Source organism: Microbacterium halimionae (genome assembly GCF_011761265.1).
GTDB lineage: Bacteria > Actinomycetota > Actinomycetes > Actinomycetales > Microbacteriaceae > Microbacterium > Microbacterium halimionae.
Map to the genome: position 1 here is coordinate 1,006,868 of NZ_JAAOZB010000002.1, position 21,432 is coordinate 1,028,299.

The following is a 21,432-nucleotide window of genomic DNA, read 5'->3' on the forward strand; positions in this document are numbered from 1 at the left end:
GAGTCCCGGATCGTGAGGGCATTGCGGCGCCCCGATACGATGTGGTGATGCCAGGGGAGGAGAACATCACATGATCGTCGTAGATCATCGCTCGCCGCTGCCGCCATTCGAGCAGCTGCGCGCCCAGCTTCTCGACGCGGTGGCGGAGGGCGAACTTGCGCCCGGTGCTCGTCTGCCAACGGTCCGGCGCTTCGCGGAGGAACTCGGTATCGCGGCGGGAACGGTCGCGCGCGCATACCGAGAGCTCGAAGCATCCGGCGTCGTTGAAACGCGCGGGCGCAACGGCACCTTCATCTCACCGCACGGCGACGCCGCACACCGCGAAGCACAGCGAGCAGCGACAGTATTTGCCGATCAAATACGCACGCTGCGCCTCGATTCCGAAGAAGCGATCGCGCTCGTAGCTGCGGCGCTCCGAAACGGCCCAACCACCAATGCGGTGAACTAACCTTCCAGCGCGCTTGCCCGTTGCCATTAGAAACGTCAGTTGAACCGCTCTGAGTTTGTTGGAGACTCCTGACCTTGGAAACGAGGATGGGTTATGTCGAAAGAGCAGGCATCAGGGAAGCCGATGACGCGTCGGTATTCGCCAGAGGAGATGGCCCCGGCGGTCCGGATGGTGAGGACTCTGCGGGGGGGGAGTTGGGGACCGATCATGGGACGGTTCATCGGGTCGCGACGCAGCTCGGATACGGCGTCGAGTCGGGGCGGATGTGGGTCAAGCAAGCCGACATCGACGACGGGACCGTCGCCGGGGTGAGCACGACCGAGGCGCGTGGGGTGCGGGAGTTGGAGCAGGAGGTCCGCGAGTTGCGGCGGGCCAACGAGATACTCAAGCGGGCTGCGAGTTTCTTCCGGGCGGAGCTCGACCGCCGACACCGGAAGTGGTCGCGTTCATCGACGCGAACAAGGACGACGTCGTCGAAGGTCGCCCGCTCGGGGTCGAGCCCATCTGCACGCTTTTGCAGGTGGCGCCGAGTACGTATTACGCGGCGAAAGACCGTGCGCCGTCGGCGCGCGCAGTCAGCGACTCGGTCCTCACTCCGGAGCTGGTCACGCTCTGGAAGGCCGCGCGTCGCGCTGGGCTCGACATCGGGAGGAACCAGACGTGCTGGCTCATGCGCGCAGCAGGGATCGAGGGTGCGATTCGGACGAAGCGGGTGAAGACGACCCGGCCTGATCCGGCCTCGGCGCGGCACCCGGATCTGGTGCGGCGGGAGTGCACCGCGACCGCGCCGCACCGGCTCTGGGTCACCGACCTCACATTCGTGCCGACCTGGGCCAGCGTCGCTACGTCTGCCTCATCATCGACGCGTACTCGCGGATGATCGTCGGCCGCGGTGAAGGCGCAGCAGACTCAGAGCGCGAAGGCGCGACCGACCCTGTCGCGGTCGCCCAAGCTGCAGCGCACAGACATGGGGCGTTAACCGGTGGACGAGATCCTCGCGGAACTCTTGGGGATAGGGAACGGGCATGATGACATCCTCCCTGCCAGCGCTGGGCGGCGTTAACAATCAGTCGTCATCGATCCGTTCCTCTCGCCCTTCTCAGCTACCGCGCTCGGTCTTGCCGACCTGCACCGCTGCCATTCTTGGCCTCGAACGCCTTCAATCTTTTCTTTGCCTTTCGCCAGAGGAACACGCCGTAGATCCCCATAGCTGCAAAAAACCAGATAGACCTATCGACCAGAGGTCCCAGCCCCGGAGTGTCGTGGAGTAGTAGACGAGATTCCCCAGAGCGAAGAAGGCTCCCACGAACGTCACGACTTTTGCCCACAGAAGCGCCCGCTCTATCGACATCCGCGACTGGATGAGGGACATCAGCTTCTCAATCCCGGATCAGACATTTGGCCAGCGCGGGTCCCACTCGAGTTCACATAAAGAATAGCCTTCTTCATTGACTTTTCCGCTCTCGTAAAGGCCCTGGTTCCATCCGATGCAGCTCGGAACCGCCCAGATCGCACCCACGACAGTTGCGGCCCCAATCATAAATCCCGCTGTGTTATCGATCACATCCCAGGCCTGAGCGAGACAGCCCACTAGGCCACTGGGATCTTTCGAATTGATCGGGTTGCAGCTGGCGTACGCGTTTGGGTTCCTCGTCACGCGCAGATTCGGCTCTCCGCTCGAACAAGTACTTTCGCGGCTCTCGGCGCAATTGTTCCCGTCGCCCCCGATCTGATTGTCACACCCCGCCGTACCTCACGCCCCGCCTTCTCGTTCTCTCTTGCGCGAACGGGAGAGCCCTACATATCCCAGGGCGGAGACTATTGCGCCGCCCGCGAAGAGACACGCCGCGGCGACCATCCCTCCCGCTGAGCCTTCCGTTGAAGGGGACGCTGCAAGAAGGATCGCCATGACGATGCCCAGTAACCCGACTACGGCACCACCGAATAGCCACACTCGATAGAGTCGGGAAGTCTTGCTGGCCATGATCAGTATCCGAATCCCTGGACAATTGCATCAGTCACAATGCCTCCGATTGCTGTTCTTTGATGTGATGCTCCGCGTGGTCACGCAACCAGACGCTCATGTTCGTGGCAGCAGTTGTCGGCGATGTAGCCGAGAAAACCAACCTCGGCGCCGAGGATGGGCAACCGACGGGAGGCTAGAACGCCATCCATACGACTGTCGTTAACACGAGCAGGAGTATGACGGACAGAACAAGATTGACAGCCGCACTTGTGGCCCGCGCCACCACCGACCAAGATGAAGCCTTTGTGATCCACACCAGCAGCGCGGTCGTAAAGATTCCACCCATTCCAGCCACCATGACCCGCGAGAACCAGTTGTCTGGATCCGTTGCCCCTAGGAAGAGTTGCGTTACGAGAAGCACCACGCTCGCTGCGAAAAGAACACCCAGTATGGCGAGCATCGATGTGCTTATATGAAGCCGGTCTTCAGTCATGAGGAACATCCAAACTCTGAGACGGCGAACCAGAAGCTGCCGACTACTAGCCCTACTACTATGCCAGCTCCTATGGACGCGCCGCCTGTGAACGCCGCGCCGGCTGCTGCGCTCCATATCACACCGTGGAGCACCCCCGCGATGCCAGCGGCAGCCGTGCATGCGGCTAGGCCGCTGGGATCGATCGAGTTGACCGGGTTACAGCCAGCATATTCGTACGGGTTAGCTTCTTGTCCACTTGGGTCCATCTGGGTGAAGCGACCTTGGGCGGTGTCATAGTAGCGAGCCCCGAGCTTGTAGATCCCCGCGCCGTCGTGGTGTTCGCCGATGTACCGGAGCGCGTTGTTGGTGATGACGGAGCTGGTGCTGGTGAATCGTGCTTCGCCGTACGGGCTGTAGGTGTAACCGCCGATCCAGGTGCCGGTGGCGCTGAAGAGGCCGGCAACCGATCCGAGCTGGTCGGCCACGTAGTAGTAGGAGGCGCTGGCGCGCATCCCCAGAGGTTCTCCCTCAGGGGAGCGGGTGTAGGTGTGCGTTGTTGATCCTGAGGTGCGTTGGGTCATCCCGAGTGGGCCGTTGGCGAATGTGGTGTTGCCGCGGCTCAGTCTGTCGGTGTTCCCGGTGCCGAAGTAGTCGGCACCGGTGCTCCCGAACGCTGTTGCTTCGCCACGGGGCCCGTAGGTGATGGTGGCTCCGGTGAGGCCGTTGCGGGTTTGGTTGCCGGCAGCGTCGTACGTCCAGCTTGTGCTCTGCCCGGTGGCAGAGGTCATTTGGTTGGCGTCGTTGTAGGTGTAGTCGATGGTGCCGGCGATTTGTCCGGTGGCGCCGGTTCGGGTCTGGGTGGTGCGGTTGCCGGCGTTGTCGTACCCGTATGACCAGGCCGCGGTGAGCGTTGACCCGTCTTTCTCTTCCGCGTTGGTGAGGCGGTTGCGGTTGTCGTAGCTGTAGGTGGTCACCGCGCCAGCTGTGATCCCTTCCTCCTTGTGGGAGGTGCGGGTTTGGATGTTGATCTGGTCGTCGCCTGATCCGGGGGCGGCGTAGCTGTATCCGATGTCGACGGCGGTGGATCCGTCGGTGGCTTTCGCGGTGATTCGAATGGGGCGGCCGGACGCGTCACGGGTGGTGTCGGTGTGGGCGCCGGCGGGGTAGATGCGTTTGGTTTCGTTGCTGTTGTCGTCGTATTCCAGCAGCACGCATCCGGAGTTCGCGGCGGGGTTTCCGCTGCTGGGGCAGGTGCCGCCGGGTTCCCGGATCGAGGTCAGCTGGTTGGAGTCGTCGTAGGTGTAGGTGACGGTGCCGGCGCTGTCGGTGAAGGTAAGCATGTTCCCGACATCGTCGTAGGTGTACTCCTGCGCCGCGCCGATGTGGGGGCCGGTCTGGCGGGCCAATCTTCCCTGGCTGTCGTAGGTGTATTGCGCAGCGTTGGAGCTGTAGTCGGCGACGTACTCTTCGAGGCCGTTGGGGTAATAGGTCTTATAGATCGCCTGGTCGTTGGTGTGGGTGGTGAGTACCGGCCGGTCACGGAGGTCGTAAGAGTAGGAGGTTGTTAGCCCACGTCCGTCTGTGACGGATGTGACTCTGTTGAGGCTGTCGTAGCTGTAGGTCGTTTCGCCGAGGGGTGCGGGCGGGGTGACTTTGACGAGGAGGCCATCGTCGTAGGTGTACTGCGTGGTCTTGCCGTTGGCATCCGTGGCGGTGACGGGGTTGCCGTATCCCGAGGTTCCACTGCCCGGTGCAGCGTAGGTGTAGGTGAATTCGTCGACGGGCGTCGTATCGCTGGTGTCTGTCTTCTTGATGATCTGCCCGTATTGGTCGTACTCGTACTGGGTGGTCGCTCCCGAAGCGGAAACGCTGCACTTGATCTGGTAGGTGGTGCCGGTGTCGGGGGCGTTGCAATCCGGTCCGAGCGCGTAAATGGCGGCGGAAGCAGCACCGGTGGGTAGCTGGGCTCCCGTGCGGTTTCCGGTCTGGTCATAGGTGTAGGTCGTGGTGTGCGATGCGAGGGCATCGGTCGTCGTTGCGATGGCGTTGTCGGCCGTCCATGTTTGGCTTCGCTCTCGGCCGAGAGCATCCTTCGTGGCGGTTACGCGGCCTTGACTATCGATCGCGTATGTCGAGGTATGTCCGTTCGCGTCGGTAACTTCTGTAGAACCGGGCAGGTACTCGAACGTCGTGACAATCTGAGGCTCTTGGGTCACAGTTGTGATTCGCCCAGACGAGTCGTATTCAAAGGTGATCGTGGAAGTGTCCGAAGCGGCGCCAGGAAACTCGATCGAAGCGAGGTACTCGTAGCTGTAGGTGTACGTCGTTTCCTCACCGTCAGCCGCGGTTACGCCCATGAGCGGACCGAGGTAGCCGCGCGAACCGCCATAGTGATACTGGACCTCCCGACCGCCACTTTCTGCCCAGTAGGGATCCGATCCATCGCGATTCGAGTTAGCGCCGTGTAGCGAGACGCTTGCACCTGACGGGTTCGAGAAGTACTCAATCCCGCCGGACGCACTGGAGCGCGTCCGTACTTCTTCGCCGGCACGGTTGTCTTCGTGAGCGAGGCGCCCGGTGGACGAAAAGACGGACTCGGTTCCGGTTTCATGCTCGGTGAGGGTGTACCACTCTCCATCGAAAGTCAGAGACATGCGGGAACCCGACGGCGAGGAGTACTGGGTGATGCCGTTTCCGTCGACCGGTTCCTGTTCGAACGAGTACCTTGCCCCGTTCACTGCGTTGTAGATCACGTGGTCAGATTCGATCGTGAGCCCCTCATCGAGGAGAGAGTTCCGCCACACATTCGAGCTGCCAGCTGGGGCGAAGCTGTTGAACCAGCGATCCATCCGCACCTCCGTCCCTGCGGCGCTCACTCGGAAGTCGTTCTCTTTCACAAGAAGGTTGCCGTTGGCAATGTTCACGCGCGCTGTCGAATACGGAGTCAAAGAAAAGTCCTGAAACGTAAACCACGGCTTCTCACCGATGCCCGGTGCCCCGGCAAGAGGCGGATCGCCGTCGTAGGGCGGGCTCGAAAACGATCTAGCCCGAGGCTGCTCGCGGAGCTCTGGTGAGGGGGACCACGGCAGTAACCAACTTGCTTCGGTTTCCTCCCGGGTGGGAAGTTCCTCGTTAAGACCCTCAGCCGGGACCCACACAGATGCCTTCGCTGCGGCTGCGATATGTTCGATATCCAGGTTCGACTCAGCTCGAGCCGGTGGCGGTGCTATGACGCTTCCGACAAAGACTGACGTGATAGCAGCGATTCCAAGAGCAGCGGAGCTTAAACGCAACGGAGCATCCAATCGGGGGAGCGTGGAGGTGGAACGACATCCACCCGGCGCTTGCCCGGCGGAAGGTCTTTAACCCAAGCAACCACAAACCCCCAAGCCTCACAGTGAACACTCAGTAAACAGTGTCCCGCGTCAAGGAGTTGGCAGGATTTCTTCCGTTTCAAAGGTGGGGTGGTGGCAACTGGACCCCTGGACCAGGCCCTCGAACGTCTCTGCATCTCCGCCGCGAACCCCACTAGCGAAACACCTGGATTGGAGGGCACAAAAGGTCGGCGTCATAGATCAGCCCGCCGAGGTTGATGCCGTAGGGCTGCACCGTCCGCCAGACCAGGGGCAGCAGGGCAATGCGGTCGTCCCTGCCTAGGCTTACGGGCACGTGCGGTGCGACGGCGGAGAGCGCGGAATACATCTGATTGGGGGAGAGCTTGGAGTGGGGCATTCCCGGCAGGCGCAGACCCAATTGTGGCGTCGTCTGTCAATGCAGGATCACCCAAAGATCTAGTAGCAGCTGCACCTCGGAAAGCGTCCATACTGCTTCCGCGCGCGGGTCATCACCGCGATTTGAAATGGTGCCACCTGTGTAGCCAGCAAAATACTGGACAAAGCCCTCACGGATTCGTTTGAATCCACTCTCTACATGTGGTTTGTCGGTGCCCTGCTTTGGGTTGGCACGGGTTTGAGATATTTCCAGTCGCTCGCATGCAGCGGTGAAGGTGGACCCGATGAACACCTTGCCGCGGTCCACCGTCACTGACTCAGGGACGATGAGAGATGGCACCAATATCCACTGATTTTGCCGCGCTCGGATGCAGGAGCGTCGCACCAATCGTTCCTGTGGCGATATCAATGGCGTAGGTGAGTTCTGGGCGTTCGATGCGCCCATCGGGCATTTAGACGAACAGATCGAGCGGCGTTGCGTCTATTTCGACAACCTCACCCGGACGTGAGGGCGCGAGCGGATGGAAGGTTCGGTCAGGTCTCGCGGCCATTGACCGACCTGTAGTTGCTGCACCAAAAGTCCCACGCTTTCGATCCAGTTGCTCGAGCAATCGATACATCGTGCGCTGCGGGCAGCGGTATGTCACGTTGCGATGCTTCCCATTGAACGCGCGCAATCGTTCTGGACATCGTCCCCGTTGAAGTGGCTTGCTGAGATTCCAACTCCGCCTCAATAAGGTCGCTGACCCGCGGATCGGTCTTTACCTCTCGAATAGTGCGTGTCTTTCGCGAATCTGCGAGACCGGCTACTCCCGCAGCTCGGTACGCGGCGAGGTACCGATAGACCTGTCGCTGACTGACACAAATATTGAGCTGGTCGTTAAGCCTGCGCTGAATGCGAGCGGCGCGCTCCAGGCCATCATTCGTGGGGTCCGCGTCCACGGCATCTATAACACTTGCAATCGAAACGCACCTGGCCTGCAGGGCAGGGGAGTACCTCGCTATTTCGGCGAGCGGAGAAAGATCTATGTTCATGCTGCGCGCACCAGGGATACGTCGGAGATGAACTCGGCTCTGTCGATGAGCTCAACTTTGCGCCGCCACATTTGGGAGTAAAAGTTCGCGCGGATCGCGGACAGATCTTTGTCGGTTATCGCAGCAGCACACTTCACCGCCTCGAGAAGTGGCATCGGCGTCAAACATGACCCGCGTACCTCTTCCTCAACTTCGCCTGGCAGGCGGAAGCGACTGAACTGATAACCTGCCAACCATCTGACGAGGCGAAGCTCAGCTTTGGCTGGCAGATCGAGGATTGCGACATTTACACCGCTGCCCGCAAGGATGCCGGCGAGCTCGGAGGAACGGTCGTGATCTGCGGTCTTGAAGAGAACGACGCGGATACCCTCGCTGTTCTGGAAGAGCAGCCAAGGCCGAAGCAGGGGAGTGCGCATGGTTCGCGCTGAGACGAAGACTGCAGGATCGCGCACGAGCACAGTCACGTCTTCTTGGTAGTCGAGGATCGTCAGCACATCTCGTTCCCATGCTGACGCGAAAGCGACATGATGGCCCATTCGCGCAAACCACCAACGGCCTTCGTAGGACTGCTTGCCGCGCCAAGAAGATATCCCAACGACGGGCACCAGAAATTCGGTGGAGATCGCCGAGAACTCAGAGACGCCCAGATTCACCGGCGCTCGGTCTCCGTCACGTCGGTAGACCACCCTGGGCTCGGCCATCAGACTGTAAACATCCACGCGTGCCACCTCGTCCCTTGACCCTCAAACCGCCTCTCTGGTGAAGCATCGCGAATGATCCCAGGCATGACAAGTGAGATGGCACAACTGATCCGAGACTGGGCAATAGTTCTTCTAACCAGGCATTATTCGCTAGACCGACTGCGCCGATAAAAACGATTTGGCGCGAACACCGACTGCCACATCAAATGGCAGAGATGCCTCGAATCAGACCGTTTCCGTAGATTGACACATGCAATGGCAGGAATGACATTTCTAATGGCGACGGGCAACACTCGTGCGGGAGGGTAGTAGCCCCCTTTCCATGAACTGACATAATGCGCATTATCGGCAATCAGCTATTTGCCAAGGAAGTTTGGTCGATGGAATGACAACAGTGTCAATGACAACACTGTTTCGGACCGCACGCGCAACCCCACCCACGCAAGCCACCGCCTTGAATAAAATTTGAGGCGTGAGTGCACCTACGCAGCCCGAATCGAGCAAAACGGTTCTCGGCGATCGCTTTTTGCTTGCAGAGCTTTTGGGTTCGGGCGGGTCCGGCCGAGTGTTTGCCGCCACTGATCTACAGCTTGAACGCCGTGTCGCGGTGAAGGTATTTTCTCCCGCAATTGTTTCTGGCACAGATGGAGTGCGAGCGCGCAAAGAGACAACAATTCTCGCGGGGCTCTCACATCCGGCGCTCGTGACGCTTCACGATGCTCAACTCGAGCATGACCCGCCCTACATCGTCATGCAGCTCATTGACGGCCCAACACTCTCAGATGCCATCGCAAACGGTGAGTTTTCCACGAAGCTCGCTCGCGCAGTTGCGATAAACGTGGCGGGCGCGCTGGAGGTAGTTCACTCTTCGGGAATCGTGCACCGAGATATTAAGCCATCGAACATCCTTCTGAGTCGGACCGAGGACGGCCATCGACCAGTGCTCGCAGACTTCGGTATCGCGGTCGAAATGGATGCGACTCGTATCACTCAACCTGGCGTAACGATCGGTACTGCGGCGTACCTTAGCCCCGAGCAGGTAAAGGGCTACTCCCCCTCTCCCGCCGGCGATATTTACTCACTCGGCCTTGTACTGATCGAAGCACTGACAGGAGAGCGCGCTTTTCCTAGCGCATCAGCACACGCAACAATGTTGGCCCGCCTTGACACAGATCCTTCGCTCCCGCAGGACCTCCCCGAAGGCTGGCGAGCGATGCTCACAGCAATGACAGCCGCGAGGCCAGAACAACGGCCGAGCGGTCGCCAAGTCGTCGAAATGGCTAAGTCACTTTCCCAAGATGCATACTCCCCCCAGCAGGCGACGGCGAGCACAGCGAAACTTACCAAGCCGATGCCTTCTTCACCCGCGACGCTTCGATCTGCCAAGAGCCGCAAGCCGGCGCGGCGAGTTATCGCGAGCATCTCGTTTGGGGTAGCCGCAGTTGTGGTCGCAGTCATCGTCGTTGCGAGCGTTAATCTCAATCAGCCGGCAGCTGCACAGCCATCCCCGGCGCCCACACTGCCTGCGCTCGAAGAACCGCTGCAATCACATTTGCAAGAACTTCTGGATGCGGTGACGCCATGACTTCAGGTAATTTTTCCGCACGTTCGATGGGCCTGACCGCGGCGCTTCTCCTCGGCATACTTCTGCTTTCAGGATGTCAGGCAGCGTCAGATCCAGATGGCACAGCAGAGAGTGATGCTTTGCAGTCCCTTGTCGTCGACGCCGCCGATGCCTCCGCGGTAGGCGACTATGAAACAGCACTCGGCATCCTCGACGAGGTCACAGCGACAGCCGAGGCTCAGTCTTCATCGGGATCTATCGAGGTCGACGAGCTGACGCGCATCACGACCGCGGTACAAGTCGTCAGAGACGATATCGCGACTCTCCTGGCGGCGGAGGTTGCGGAGCAAGAAGCGATCACACCCTCGGAATCGCCGGTTGCCACCGAACAGACCGACTCCAACGAGTCGAATCAAAACATGAATGACTCAACAGAGAACTCTTCCAACGGCAAAGCGAAGGGAAAAGATAAAGAGAAGAGCAATAAGAAGGGCAAATAGCGCGGCAGGCAACGCCCTAGGCTCGGTAGATGCTTGATGTGTTGACGGGCTTCGCCGTCGTTGGCGTCGCCATCTTCATCGGCTACATCCTTGGGCGAATCAATTTACTCGGAGAGCATGCTCGTTTTGTCCTGAGCCGCTTGACCTTTTTCGTCCTTTCACCGTTTCTTCTTTTCGTTGTGCTTGCCCGCGCCGACATCCACAGCCTTTTTTCTGCGCTGTTGCCGGTGTCAGCCATCGCAGCGATCGCCGTGATGCTCGTCTATACCGTGATCGCCCGAGTCTTCTGGCGGAGATCCGTCGGTAACACGCTCATCGGAGCTCTTTCTGCTGGGCAGGTCAACTCGAATAACATCGGAATTCCGCTCTCGTTGTACCTGCTCGGCAGCGCCGCATATCCCGCGCCCGTGATTCTGCTGCAGTTGCTCATCTTCACGCCGATCTCAATGGCAATTCTGGATGCAGTCACAACCGGCCAGCGGAAGATGCTGCCCCTCGTTCGCCGCACCGCGACTAATCCCATCGTTATCGGTTCTGTGCTTGGGACTCTCGTTTCAGTGTCCGGTATCGAGGTACCCGAAATCGTCATGGCGCCAACTGAGCTCATCGCGAACGCGTGTGTCCCTGTGCTTCTCATTTCTTACGGAATCTCGCTCCACGGCCAACGCGTCCTCAGCACAGCGGGGCACCGCGCGGACGTATTGCTCGCGAGCGCCCTGAAGCTCTTCGCTATGCCGGCGATCGCGTGGTTCGTCGCTGCGTTCGTGTTCTCGCTTTCGCCGACAGACATCTTGATTGTGGTCGTTCTCGCTGCTCTCCCAACCGCTCAGAACGTCTTCAACTACTCGCAGCGCTACGGCATCGGCGAAGCGATATCTCGCGACACTGTGTTCATCACGACCATCGGCTGCGTACCGGCGCTGCTGCTGTTGCTCCTTTTGCTCGCTTGAGCTCCCCCGCTACCCACAGAAACGCCCGCAAAACGCTACCCTGGTAGGCGAACACTCTCAGGCTTCTCCCAGAAAGGGCCTTGTCATGGCTACATCATCACCCGAAAAGGTTGCCGTCAACGGCATCCGCACCGCTCTTGGCATTGGCGGCGTTGTCGCGCTCATTGTCGGCATTCTCATTCTCGTCTGGCCAGGAAAGACTGCGATGGTGGTCGCAGCGATGATCGCTGTCTACGCCGTCGTGGGTGGCCTCGTTTACGCGGGACTCGGCATCTTCTCCAAATCGATGGGCGGCTGGGGTCGCGTCGGGCACATCGCGCTCGGTGTAATTTTCGTCGTGGCCGGCGTAATCGCTTTTAGTAATCTCGGTATGGCCGCAGCGAGCATGGCTCTCTTCATCGGCTACCTCGTCGCCATCCTGTGGATCATCGAAGGCGTCGTTTCACTCACGACGCTGAGTGGCACATCATCAAAGGGCCTGACGATCTTCTTCGCGATCGTCAGCATCATCGCTGGTATCTTGCTCTTTTTTTCGCCCCTTCTCGGCGTTGCAGTGCTGTGGTGGATCATCGGCATCTCGCTGGTTGTTCTCGGAATCTTGCAGATCGTTCGCGCATTCACCTTCAAGTCGCTGTAGATCACTTCTCTGGATATACGAGAGAAGCCGCCGACACTCAACGTGTCGGCGGCTTCTCTTATTTCAGCGGGGCTACTCCCCCACAAAGGATGTGGTGTCGCCCACGAGGCGCGTATTGTCTTCCGGAATCGGGTCGACAACTGCAAGCGCCACTTCAGCAGCGAACTCAGCAACGTTGTAGAGCTTTCCTGCGGAATCGCGACGCGACGCGATAGCTCCTGGGTTCGCGCGCTCGAGAAGAGTCGCGGTGATGGTTCCCTCGATCATGTCTCCGGACACCGTGACGAAATCGATTCCGGCCTCGGAGAGCGCCGGAATACGGTCGCGAAGCGCGTCTTCACCGGCACGCTTCGACAGCGCGACCTGCTCGTACTCCGGCATGGTTTCGGTTGTCCTGATGAAGTGGGCTTGATGACTCGTGACGAAGACAACTCGAGCACCTGAGCTGAGCAACGGTCGGGCAGTTTCTAGAACGCGCACCTGTGCGTCGCGATTCAGCTGGAGCGCATAGTCTTCCGCCATTCCGGCTTCCATGCCTCCAGACGCATTTAACACGAGCACGTCGAGCCCACCGAACTCGCTCTTCACTTCGTCGAACATCGCCTGGACAGAATCAGCATCGGTGAGGTCTGCGCCGACGACGAGAACACGTACCCCCAGTTCACGAAGCTGAGTTGCCAGCTTCTCAGCGCGCGGCGCTTTGTTCCGGAAGTTAACGACGACATTAGCGCCGGCCTCGGCGAGATAGCGCACAGTGTCCGCGCCGATACCACGGGAGGATCCAGTAACGAGCGCGGTCTTACCCGCAAGCGATCCTGGGCTCAAAACAGACGAAGATTCGGTCACAAACAACTCCTGACAAAACGGATGCCGCCCGAGATCGGGGCGCGTCTCGACACTATCAATCACCGCTATTGTTCGATGCGTGACGCATCCGTTCTTTACCGGCACAGCTACACCTCGCATTTTTGCGCACCGCGGACTTGTGTTGCCAGAGGCCGCGGCGCATGGAGTTGTTGAGAACTCATTCGCTGCCGTTGCGACGGCCCACGCCGAGGGCGTTGAGTACGTCGAGTCGGACTGCCACCTCACTGCCGATGGTGTGGTCGTGCTCTTCCACGACTCCGATCTGGCTCGGGTAGCCGGTGACCCTCGCGCAGTCGCTGACGTGAGTTCTCACGAGCTCGAAGAGATCATGTCGCAGCGTGGCGGCTTGATTACGCTCCGTCAGGCGCTCGAGTCTTTCCCCGACCTCAGATTCAATCTCGACGTCAAAGCAGCAGCCGCAGCCGAGCAGGTGGGCCAACTCGTCGCTCCACACTCCAATCGTGTCCTGATCACCAGTTTCTCGGACGAGCGCAGGATGCTCGCGCTCGCGTCCGCGGCACGCGCGGGTGGCACACCTGCCACTTCAGCAGGTACACGAACGGTCGCAACCCTCTTAGCTGCATCCTCTCTTGGCGTCCAACGCCTCGCGCATCGACGTGTTGAGAAGGTGGACGCATTGCAGATTCCGGAACGGAAAGGGATGCTCCGCATCCTCACTCCGCGCTTGATTCGCGCAGCGCATCAGTTCGAAATCGAAGTGCACGTATGGACAGTGAACGATGTGGAAACGATGCTTCGGCTCCTGCGTATGGGCATCGACGGAATCGTCACGGATCGCGCCGATCTCGCCCTGGCTGTGCTGCGCTAGCTCCGAGCCCCTACGGGCTGAGCATCGGCTGTGAAAAGAGCGTTCGGAGGCCCCGTTCGGATGATGCACACAGGTCATGACGTTATACCGGATAACGACCTGTGACGAGAGGACCACACAATGGCAGACCGGAGCCTTCGCGGTATACGTCTCGGCGCCCAGAGCTTACAAAGCGAAGAGGGCGTCGTTTTTCATCAGCGCGTGCAGCACTCATACGTTTGCACGACGTGCCAGCACGAGACGACGCTGACCTTTGCGGCTGACGCAGAGGCACCGCAGACGTGGGAGTGCCGCGCATGCGGTGCTGAAGCACTTCTGCGTGTCGGTGACAGCACTGTGACTGTTGACCATAGCGACGACAAGGCAGCACGTACCCACTGGGACATGCTGCTCGAACGCCGCAGCGTTCCTGAACTCGAGGAACTCCTCGAGGAGCGCCTGGCTTACATTCGCGCCCGCCGTGGTGCGGGTGATGACGTGAGCAAGGAAAAACTGAGCGCGTAACCACCTCTCAACAAAAGAGCACCAGCCCTAACCGGGTTGGTGCTCTTTTGTTATTGCTGCAAGCGACGGCGGCGGCGCATCACGACGCCGCACCCGACAATAAAGAGCAGACTCCCCCACGCGAGAACACCCTGCACCCAGCCACCCAGCACTACTGCGGGCGTGAGCCCGGTGCGAAGCGGAACATCGGTAAGCATTGCACCCGCAACACCGGCAGAAAGCCCGTCGATCACCGTGCCGTCTGGGGCGATAACCTGGCTGGTTCCCACGGTCGAGATGTTCACGACGGATCGACCTGTTTCGATCGCGCGCATCCGGGCAAACGCGAGCTGTTGCAGATTTTCGTCAGTGTCACGGAAATCAGCGTTATTCGTCTGGAACATGTAAATCTCTGCCCCCTCGCGCGCTCCTGCCCAGACGACGTCGTCGTAAATCACGTCAAAACAGATCGCGAGTCCGACGGTTGTCCCGTCGACATCGAGCGTCGGTGAATTGGTGCCGGGCGTGTATTCGCGCTGAATCAGATCGATAAGGTCCGGCGCGAGCGCCCGAAAAAACCATCGATCCGGAACGTACTCGCCGAAGGGCACAGGGTGAGTCTTGTCGTGGACTTGCACCGCTCCTTCGCCGCCGATCCAGAGCATCGAAGTATTGAAAATGTCATCGCCGCGCACCGTCGCTGCGTTCACGATGAGTGGCGCATTGACCTCTTCCGCGACCTGATCAAGCGCGGCCGCCGTTGACGGTGATGTCGTCGGATCTGAGTCGATGCCACCTTCGGGCCAGAGCAAGACGTCCATCTCTTCGCCAAAGAGCGCAGACGACGCATCAATTTGAGCGCTGAGCACGGAGTTCGCCGACCGTGAATCGAAGTAGCCAGATGGACCATTTCCTTGAACGGATCCGACGCGCATCCCACCTGCATCCGTCGTCACATATTGCGGCGTAAAGAAGAGAAGCAGCACGATCGCGACTGAAGGAATGAGGCGACGGACATTACGTAACGCTCCCCCGCGAACCGCCTCAAGGACTGCGGCAGTGGCGGCGACCATCAGGAAAGTCAGCCCGCTCAGGCCAACCCAGGATGCAATGTGGGCGAGAGGGCTCTCCGACTGGCTCATTCCAATGCGCGCCCAGGGGAAGCCCGTGTAAGGCCAGGAACCCATGACGATTTCTCGAAGCGTCCAGACCCCGCCGATCAGAACTGGAAGCCCGACAAGGCTTGCCCATCGTGCCGGGAAAGCTCGTGGAAACCAGCGATAGGCAAGCGTCAACAACACCGACCCGACGGCCATGAGAATCGACTCGAGACCCGCCAGCGCGAACCACGGCACGGCGCCTAGGTATCGAGTAATCCACTCGATGTGGACGAGATAGAAGGAAGCTCCAAAGACGAACCCCACGATAAGCGAACCCCATACGCTGCGGCCGACCAGAGCGATCAGGCTAAACGCAATGCCGACGAATGCCAGCGGCCACCACCCCACAGATGGGTACGCGAGATCGAGAGTTGGGCCAGCCACCGCGGATGCCAAAAGAGCAGCCCAGATGGGAAGAAGCGGACGCGGTTGCGGGCGCAGTTGCGATTCAGGCACGGCTCAACACTAAGTTGCGCTCGCTTACACAGCGCTGTAAGCGACGATTCCCCGTCGCACAGAATCCAAGGCGCGGCGAGCCACCCGCCCCACATCGCCGTCAGCGACGAGTGACAACTGATCGAGCAGGTCGATAGTCTGCTTCGTCCACCGCACAAAATCGCCAGCTGCCATATCTGCCTCGGTCAGCACCCGATCGAGAGACCCTCCGCGCGCCCACGCGTGCATCGCGGCGGAGAGACCAACAGCTGGCGCCTCAGAGCCCGGGAGATGATGATCGCGTTCCAGGTCATCCAGCCGCTGCCACAGGCTCTCAGTGGCGCTGAGCGCCGAGCGGAAGGCGCCGCGCGGCAGCCCGCGATCGCCAACTCCTGCTTCGTCGCGTCGAGGCTCGTACACGAGCGAGCAAACCAGGGCCGCAAGTGACGGTGCATCGAGATCATTCCATATTCCGGTGCGCAAAGATTCCGAGACCAAAAGGTCGCGCTCGCCATAAATACGCCGCATAGTGCGCCCGGCGGGCGTGAGGCTAGTGGCACCTTCCGCGTCAATTTGCACGTAGTCGAGCTCAGTGAGCACATCTACAACGCGGTCGAACACCCGCGCGACAGTGCCGGTGCGCGCGTCAATCTGACGCCTGATGCGCTCAACTGTCCGCCGCAGCTTCCAATAGCGCTCTGCCCACCTCGCATGGTTCTCACGATCAGGACACGCCTGGCAGGGATGCCGCGACATACGTTTGCGCAGAGAGTTCAGCTCTTTTTGACGTTTCTCGCGAGTCGCGCGTGAGGCATTCGCGTCTTTTCGATTCAGCTTTTCGAGGTCACTGAGATCACGTCGGATTTGTGAATATTCGGTGAAGTCGCCCCGGTCGCATGCCATCGCTGTTGCGTAACCGGCGAGAGACTCTTCGGAATCACGTACCTGTCGAGCAAGCCCTACTACCGCACGATCCGCTTGGAACTGCGCGAACGAAGATTCGAGTACCTCACGCGCCCTCGCTCGCCCGAATTGATCGATGAGGTTCACGGCCATGTTGCACGTCGGTCGGAAACTCGAATTGAGTGGATACGTTCGACGCGAAGCGAGAGAAGCTACCGCCTGCGGATCAAGCGCCTCAGTCCATTGCACGACGGCGTGGCCTTCAACATCGATGCCGCGCCGTCCTGCGCGCCCAGTGAGCTGGGTGTATTCACCCGAGGTGATGGGTACTCGCGCCTCGCCATTGAACTTCTCGAGTTTTTCCAGCACGACGGTTCGTGCTGGCATGTTGATCCCGAGCGCGAGCGTCTCAGTAGCAAAAATGACCTTGACAAGCTTTCGCTGAAACAGCTCTTCGACGACTTCCTTGAATGCCGGGAGCATTCCTGCGTGGTGCGCCGCAATGCCTCGCTGCAGGTTTTCAGTCCAATCCCAATAGCCGAGCACGGCCAAGTCCTCGTCGACCATTGCGCTCATGCGCTCTTCGATAATGTCGCGAATCTGGTCGCGCTCTTGCGGTGATGTCAGTCGCACGCCGGAGCGTCGAACCTGTTCAACAGCAGCTTCACACCCGACGCGGCTGAAAACGAAGAAGATTGCGGGGAGCAAATTAGCTTTCGCCAATAGTTCGACAGCTTCAGGGCGATTGACGCGCTCTGAGCGCACTGGATGCCGTGTCCGCGGGGCGTTGTTAGCACCGCCGCCGCGTCGAGACCCACCAGAACGGTAAGCGTGCGATCGCCGCCCGCCTTCTTCGCGACCGCCACCTGATCGGTCACCGGGCCGAAGGCGCATCAACTCTTGATTCACCTTGGCCGTCGCGACACCAGCCCGATCATCGAACAGCGGTAAAAGATCGCCTCGAACGAGAACATGCTGTTCCAGGGGCACCGGTCGTATCTCAGAGACCACCACTTCGGTGTCGCCTCGAACCGTATCGAGCCAATCGCCAAACTCTTCGGCATTCGAAACGGTGGCAGAAAGCGACACGAGACGGACAGCTGGGGGCAAGTGGATGATGACTTCTTCCCACACAGCGCCGCGAAAACGGTCAGCGAGAAAGTGAACTTCATCCATCACCACGAACCGAAGTCCGCGAAGGGCGGGAGAGTTGGCATAAAGCATGTTTCGGAGCACTTCGGTGGTCATGACGACCACTCGCGCATTGCCGTTTATGTTGGTGTCGCCAGTGAGCAAACCAACGTTCTCTGCCCCGTACACGGCCTGTAACTCGCGAAACTTCTGGTTGGACAGCGCCTTCATCGGCGTTGTGTAGAAGGCTTTGTCGGAGCTCTCCCTCATTGCGAGATGAACAGCGAACTCACCCACGACCGTCTTACCTGCGCCGGTGGGCGCGGCGACCAAGACGCTCTGTCCGTCTTCGAGGGCTTCACATCCAGCGATTTGGAACGGGTCGAGCGAGAACCGCTGGGTCGCAGCGAACTCTCGCGAAAGCGGATGTTCCTGTGCTCGTTGCGCGCGTTGATACTTCTCGGCCGGACTGGGCGCACTCATGAACTGGAGTCCGCCGAGAGAAATGATTCTTCGCGCTTACTCCGACGGCGGTCAAAGAGCATCGACACTGCTGCGGCCGCGATATAAAGCACGATCAGGATGCCTCCCAGCATCAGCATAGACAGCACGTCGGCCGCGGGCGTCGCGATTGCAGCGAAAATCGTTGCGGCCAGTACGGCGACTCGCCAGCCTTTGAGAATCGCAATGCCGCTGATGATTCCTGCGAAATTCAGGGCAACGAGAAAGACCGGCAAGACGAAAGCGACCCCGATGACCAGCAGAAGTTTAAGGACGAAGTCGTAGTAGACGTCGTACTGGTAGAAAAGCGCGCCCTGCTCCGGAACAAACGTCGCCATAACTTCGATGACGTGGGGCATAACACACAGGCCTAGGGCGCAGCCGGCGAAAAACAGCGGAATAGCAGCGCTAAGAAAGCCGACCGTGTATCTGACTTCTTTACGCGTGAGGCCGGGCATGATGAACGCCCAGATCTGCCACAGCCACACGGGCGCCGAGAGAATGATTCCGATGGCGAACGCAATCCGTACGTGGAAATCAAACCCGGCAGTGACGGTGTTGAAGTTGAGCGCGGCAAAATCGGAAGCTCGGCTGTTTGAGACGATCCGGATCGGCTCAGTAAGAAGATCGATTATCTGATTGGAAATCAGGGCAGCGATGATCATGCCGATGACGAGAGCAATTGCTCCGATAATCGCACGCCGACGCAGCTCTACGAGGTGCTGCGCAAGCGACATTCGCCTGTCGCGCTTGGGCGCATCGGGCTCTTCGACGCGCGGCGGTCCTGCCGTAACCACTCCGGTCTAGGCAGATTTGTCGGGCGATCCGCTCGATGGCGGGCTCGCCGTCGATGTTGTCGTCGCCGACTCCGTTGAATTGTTCTTGTTGTCGGCGGCAGTCGAAGAAACGTCGTCGTCCTTCATTGCCTTCATCTCACCCTTGAAAACACGTGCCGACTGACCGACGCTTTTCGCGAGCGCGGGGAGCTTTGCAGCCCCGAACAGCAAGAGGATCACCGCGAGGATGATCAACAGGTGAGGCCAACCGAATGCGTTGCCCATGGTTACTCCTCGAAGATTGTGCAGTACATCCCAGTGTAGTCGTCAGCCCCTCACCGCGGGCCAACCAGCTAACTACCGCGAGTCCTCGGTCAGATACTGTTCTAACCCGGCCTGCGCCCACGCCACAGCAGCCGCTCGAGCCGACGCGGGAGAGATAATTTCTATCTCGCCGCCGCCGCGTGCAGCGAGACGCTTCATGCTCTGCTCGTCTGCGACACGCAAAGTAGCGATTGCGCTGTTTCCCGAAACTGAAATGTTCGCGCGGTCAATGTATCCGCCCAGCAACGGCGCCATTGCACTCGGATACTTCACTTCGACGAGCACATCATCTTCGCCGGGCGCGAAAAGAGCGGGTATCGGTTCTTCCCCGTGAGTGATGGGGATGCCGGTGAGTTCGATCTCGCTCACTCTGTCGAGGTGGAACGTGCGCATCGACTGGCGCAGATGACACCATCCCTGGAGGTACCACTGACCGCCGGCGATGTGCACCTTGACGGGGTCGACGGTGCGAATTGTGGTCGCGGCATCCGGAGCTTTGTAAGTAAACGACACCGCGACGGCAGTTTTCAGCGCCTGATCAACAACGTCGCGGGCGTCATCGACCGGTCCCGGCGCGACGATGACCTCAGCGGGGGTAGAAGATGCTCCTCTGCTCAGCTTAGAAAGCAGCTCTTGCACGATGTCGCTGTCGCCGACCCCGGGCAACGTGCGGGCTAGTTGGAGCCCAGCAAGCAGCGCCGCTGCTTCACGAGCGGTCAAGCGCGGCGCATTCTCCAGACCAACCGTGTTGGTGATCGAGATGGTGTCGTGCGTGTCGAGCAAATCCCAGTCAATGTCGAACAGGTCGTGCGGAAGCTGCCAGAAACCGCCATCACCGGGAAGCCCGATGACAGTGAGTTTCTCGACCATTGCTCGCATTTGCTCAGGTGAAACATCGAAATCCCGCGCCGCGTCTACAACCGATACTTCACCCTGACTAATGAGGTACGGCACCAGCTGCATCATGAGAGCTGCGCGGTCGAGCGCGAGAAGCGGTTTGCTATCTGTCATGCCGCTCCACCATGAAGCATCAGTGTTGCGCGCAGGCGAGCCACGACAGCATCGCGCAGGCTCAAGGGCTCGATTACCCGTACTTCAGGGCCGAAAGACGCGAGCTCGTCCGCAAACACATCACCATCGACGAACTGAATGTGAATGCCTCTATCGACTCGTTTTCCCCGGCGAGATAAGCGAAGTGACGCCTCAGTTCCGGGGTGCACTTCGAGAATTGCGACGTTTCGAGCCGCAACATCCTTGAGGCCCCGCAGTGCCCGAGTGCCTGCGCCCTCTCTGAGCGACTCATCAAAAAGAGTGCGGGTCACTTCGACGCTGCCAGTGATACGTGCAAGCAAAAAAGTGCGCTCGGCGTTTGCATCAAGATCAATGCCGTGGACATGCCAACGCGCCTCGTACTCCACGAGGGCGAGCGGTTTCATCCGTCTTGTGCGAGCTGCCCTCTCTCCCGGCTTCAAATACGCGAACCGGACGACGCGCGCTGACTCAATAGCATCCTGGATCTTCGCGAACGAAGGTTCCCGCAGGCTAATACGTGGCGAGTAACCGATGATCGGTTCGTCCACGCTGTTTCCCAGCGCGCGAATCTTCCGGAGCGCACTCCGGGCGTTGTCCGACATCGAGCTCTGACCCCACACTCCCCCAGCAAGGTTCAAAAGTGCCACTTCGGCCGGGGTGAAGGAAATATCGCTCGGCAGCGAATATTCAGCGGTGGGGACCCGATACCGCGCTTCGCGCAGGTCGTCCGGGTCTGCGAAGTCGCCAATCGTCTCGATAGGAACCCCGAGGCGACGCAAATTTTCTTTGTCGCGCTCGAACATCTTCTCGAGCGCGTCCTTAGACGCACCGGATTCGCTCTGCTCACGGTATCCCGCAACAGAATGCAGAATCGCATCTTTTGTCAGGCCTTGCTCCGTCGCCATCAGCGCAACGACCAGGTTCACCAGACGTTCCTCGGGTGCACTCCGGTTTGCAGCTGTGGATGTCACGACGCCATTCTAT

20 protein-coding genes and 1 pseudogene are annotated in these 21,432 nt (G+C 59.8%); 8 read left to right on the plus strand and 13 right to left on the minus strand.

What is annotated here, in order from left to right; genetic code table 11:
* The first annotated feature begins 70 nt into the window (after window positions 1–70).
* Both FHS06_RS12595 and FHS06_RS12600 read left to right on the plus strand, forming a co-directional pair.
* Window positions 71–448 (plus strand): GntR family transcriptional regulator, encoded by a 378-nt coding sequence (locus tag FHS06_RS12595; RefSeq protein WP_167049782.1) that lies wholly within the window; start codon window positions 71–73, stop codon window positions 446–448.
* Between the two features lie 93 nt (window positions 449–541).
* Window positions 542–1,343: pseudogene (locus FHS06_RS12600) on the plus strand (transposase family protein); the annotation flags it as partial.
* Between the two features lie 1,264 nt (window positions 1,344–2,607).
* On the opposite strand, the gene FHS06_RS12605 reads toward FHS06_RS12600, so the two are convergent.
* From FHS06_RS12605 to FHS06_RS12625, 6 genes are all read right to left on the minus strand, one after another.
* A complete protein-coding gene (locus FHS06_RS12605) occupies window positions 2,608–2,907 on the minus strand; it encodes a hypothetical protein (RefSeq protein ID WP_167049784.1) in 300 nt (99 codons plus the stop codon).
* A complete protein-coding gene (locus FHS06_RS12610) occupies window positions 2,904–5,813 on the minus strand; it encodes an RHS repeat-associated core domain-containing protein (RefSeq protein WP_167049786.1) in 2,910 nt (969 codons plus the stop codon). The genes FHS06_RS12605 and FHS06_RS12610 overlap by 4 nt, the downstream gene beginning before the upstream one ends.
* A gap of 844 nt (window positions 5,814–6,657) precedes the next feature.
* On the minus strand, window positions 6,658–6,960 hold the full coding sequence (locus FHS06_RS12615; protein WP_167049788.1) for a transposase family protein: 303 nt from the start codon (window positions 6,958–6,960) through the stop codon (window positions 6,658–6,660).
* Entirely contained in the window at window positions 6,938–7,072 is a 135-nt protein-coding gene (locus FHS06_RS14230; protein WP_259392929.1) for a hypothetical protein, read from the minus strand. The genes FHS06_RS12615 and FHS06_RS14230 overlap by 23 nt, the downstream gene beginning before the upstream one ends.
* 82 nt (window positions 7,073–7,154) lie before the next feature.
* Window positions 7,155–7,562, minus strand: coding sequence for a hypothetical protein (locus FHS06_RS12620; RefSeq protein ID WP_167049790.1), 408 nt, complete (start codon window positions 7,560–7,562; stop codon window positions 7,155–7,157).
* 89 nt (window positions 7,563–7,651) lie between these two features.
* Entirely contained in the window at window positions 7,652–8,374 is a 723-nt protein-coding gene (locus tag FHS06_RS12625) for a hypothetical protein (protein WP_167049792.1), read from the minus strand.
* A 454-nt stretch (window positions 8,375–8,828) separates the two neighbouring features.
* On the opposite strand from FHS06_RS12625, the gene FHS06_RS12630 reads away from it, so the two are divergent.
* The 4 genes from FHS06_RS12630 to FHS06_RS12645 all read left to right on the plus strand — a co-directional run bounded on the left by FHS06_RS12630 (window position 8,829) and on the right by FHS06_RS12645 (window position 12,007).
* Window positions 8,829–9,941 carry a serine/threonine-protein kinase gene (locus FHS06_RS12630; protein WP_167049794.1) on the plus strand — a complete coding sequence of 371 codons (1,113 nt, stop codon included), beginning with the start codon at window positions 8,829–8,831 and terminating at the stop codon, window positions 9,939–9,941.
* On the plus strand, window positions 9,938–10,420 hold the full coding sequence (locus FHS06_RS12635; RefSeq protein WP_167049796.1) for a hypothetical protein: 483 nt from the start codon (window positions 9,938–9,940) through the stop codon (window positions 10,418–10,420). Before FHS06_RS12630 ends, FHS06_RS12635 begins: the two co-directional genes overlap by 4 nt.
* Before the next feature lie 29 nt (window positions 10,421–10,449).
* Window positions 10,450–11,370 carry an AEC family transporter gene (locus tag FHS06_RS12640; RefSeq protein ID WP_167049798.1) on the plus strand — a complete coding sequence of 307 codons (921 nt, stop codon included), beginning with the start codon at window positions 10,450–10,452 and terminating at the stop codon, window positions 11,368–11,370.
* An 85-nt stretch (window positions 11,371–11,455) separates the two neighbouring features.
* A complete protein-coding gene (locus tag FHS06_RS12645; RefSeq protein ID WP_167049800.1) occupies window positions 11,456–12,007 on the plus strand; it encodes an HdeD family acid-resistance protein in 552 nt (183 codons plus the stop codon).
* 72 nt (window positions 12,008–12,079) lie between these two features.
* Here the strand turns inward: FHS06_RS12645 and FHS06_RS12650 are convergent, their stop codons facing one another.
* On the minus strand, window positions 12,080–12,853 hold the full coding sequence (locus tag FHS06_RS12650) for an SDR family oxidoreductase (RefSeq protein ID WP_310734819.1): 774 nt from the start codon (window positions 12,851–12,853) through the stop codon (window positions 12,080–12,082).
* 79 nt (window positions 12,854–12,932) lie between these two features.
* Here FHS06_RS12650 and FHS06_RS12655 point away from each other — a divergent pair, with 79 nt between their 5' ends.
* Window positions 12,933–13,703: a glycerophosphodiester phosphodiesterase family protein gene (locus FHS06_RS12655; RefSeq protein WP_167049804.1), complete on the plus strand. Its 771-nt coding sequence runs from the start codon at window positions 12,933–12,935 to the stop codon at window positions 13,701–13,703.
* A 120-nt stretch (window positions 13,704–13,823) separates the two neighbouring features.
* Window positions 13,824–14,207: an RNA polymerase-binding protein RbpA gene (locus tag FHS06_RS12660; protein WP_167049806.1), complete on the plus strand. Its 384-nt coding sequence runs from the start codon at window positions 13,824–13,826 to the stop codon at window positions 14,205–14,207.
* 50 nt (window positions 14,208–14,257) lie between these two features.
* Here the strand turns inward: FHS06_RS12660 and lnt are convergent, their stop codons facing one another.
* The 6 genes from lnt to FHS06_RS12690 all read right to left on the minus strand — a co-directional run bounded on the left by lnt (window position 14,258) and on the right by FHS06_RS12690 (window position 21,353).
* Window positions 14,258–15,802, minus strand: coding sequence for an apolipoprotein N-acyltransferase (gene lnt, locus FHS06_RS12665; RefSeq protein ID WP_310734820.1), 1,545 nt, complete (start codon window positions 15,800–15,802; stop codon window positions 14,258–14,260).
* A gap of 24 nt (window positions 15,803–15,826) precedes the next feature.
* Window positions 15,827–18,298, minus strand: coding sequence for a DEAD/DEAH box helicase (locus FHS06_RS12670; protein ID WP_167049808.1), 2,472 nt, complete (start codon window positions 18,296–18,298; stop codon window positions 15,827–15,829).
* On the minus strand, window positions 18,295–19,053 hold the full coding sequence (gene tatC / locus FHS06_RS12675; RefSeq protein ID WP_167050355.1) for a twin-arginine translocase subunit TatC: 759 nt from the start codon (window positions 19,051–19,053) through the stop codon (window positions 18,295–18,297). The genes FHS06_RS12670 and tatC overlap by 4 nt, the downstream gene beginning before the upstream one ends.
* A 66-nt stretch (window positions 19,054–19,119) precedes the next feature.
* Window positions 19,120–19,377 carry a twin-arginine translocase TatA/TatE family subunit gene (gene tatA, locus FHS06_RS12680; protein ID WP_167049810.1) on the minus strand — a complete coding sequence of 86 codons (258 nt, stop codon included), beginning with the start codon at window positions 19,375–19,377 and terminating at the stop codon, window positions 19,120–19,122.
* Between the two features lie 72 nt (window positions 19,378–19,449).
* Window positions 19,450–20,427 (minus strand): helix-turn-helix transcriptional regulator, encoded by a 978-nt coding sequence (locus tag FHS06_RS12685; RefSeq protein WP_167049812.1) that lies wholly within the window; start codon window positions 20,425–20,427, stop codon window positions 19,450–19,452.
* On the minus strand, window positions 20,424–21,353 hold the full coding sequence (locus FHS06_RS12690; protein WP_182486508.1) for a helix-turn-helix transcriptional regulator: 930 nt from the start codon (window positions 21,351–21,353) through the stop codon (window positions 20,424–20,426). Before FHS06_RS12690 ends, FHS06_RS12685 begins: the two co-directional genes overlap by 4 nt.
* Window positions 21,354–21,432 lie beyond the last annotated feature (79 nt).

Coding starts and splice junctions, on each gene's coding strand:
- FHS06_RS12595 (WP_167049782.1), top strand. CDS start 71: ATGATCGTCGTAGATCATCGCTCGCCGCTGCCGCCATTCGAGCAGCTG.
- FHS06_RS12605 (WP_167049784.1), bottom strand. CDS start 2,907: ATGACTGAAGACCGGCTTCATATAAGCACATCGATGCTCGCCATACTG.
- FHS06_RS14230 (WP_259392929.1), bottom strand. CDS start 7,072: ATGCCCGATGGGCGCATCGAACGCCCAGAACTCACCTACGCCATTGAT.
- FHS06_RS12635 (WP_167049796.1), top strand. CDS start 9,938: ATGACTTCAGGTAATTTTTCCGCACGTTCGATGGGCCTGACCGCGGCG.
- FHS06_RS12640 (WP_167049798.1), top strand. CDS start 10,450: ATGCTTGATGTGTTGACGGGCTTCGCCGTCGTTGGCGTCGCCATCTTC.
- FHS06_RS12645 (WP_167049800.1), top strand. CDS start 11,456: ATGGCTACATCATCACCCGAAAAGGTTGCCGTCAACGGCATCCGCACC.
- FHS06_RS12660 (WP_167049806.1), top strand. CDS start 13,824: ATGGCAGACCGGAGCCTTCGCGGTATACGTCTCGGCGCCCAGAGCTTA.
- FHS06_RS12670 (WP_167049808.1), bottom strand. CDS start 18,298: ATGAGTGCGCCCAGTCCGGCCGAGAAGTATCAACGCGCGCAACGAGCA.
- tatC (WP_167050355.1), bottom strand. CDS start 19,053: ATGTCGCTTGCGCAGCACCTCGTAGAGCTGCGTCGGCGTGCGATTATC.
- tatA (WP_167049810.1), bottom strand. CDS start 19,377: ATGGGCAACGCATTCGGTTGGCCTCACCTGTTGATCATCCTCGCGGTG.
- FHS06_RS12685 (WP_167049812.1), bottom strand. CDS start 20,427: ATGACAGATAGCAAACCGCTTCTCGCGCTCGACCGCGCAGCTCTCATG.
- FHS06_RS12690 (WP_182486508.1), bottom strand. CDS start 21,353: ATGGCGACGGAGCAAGGCCTGACAAAAGATGCGATTCTGCATTCTGTT.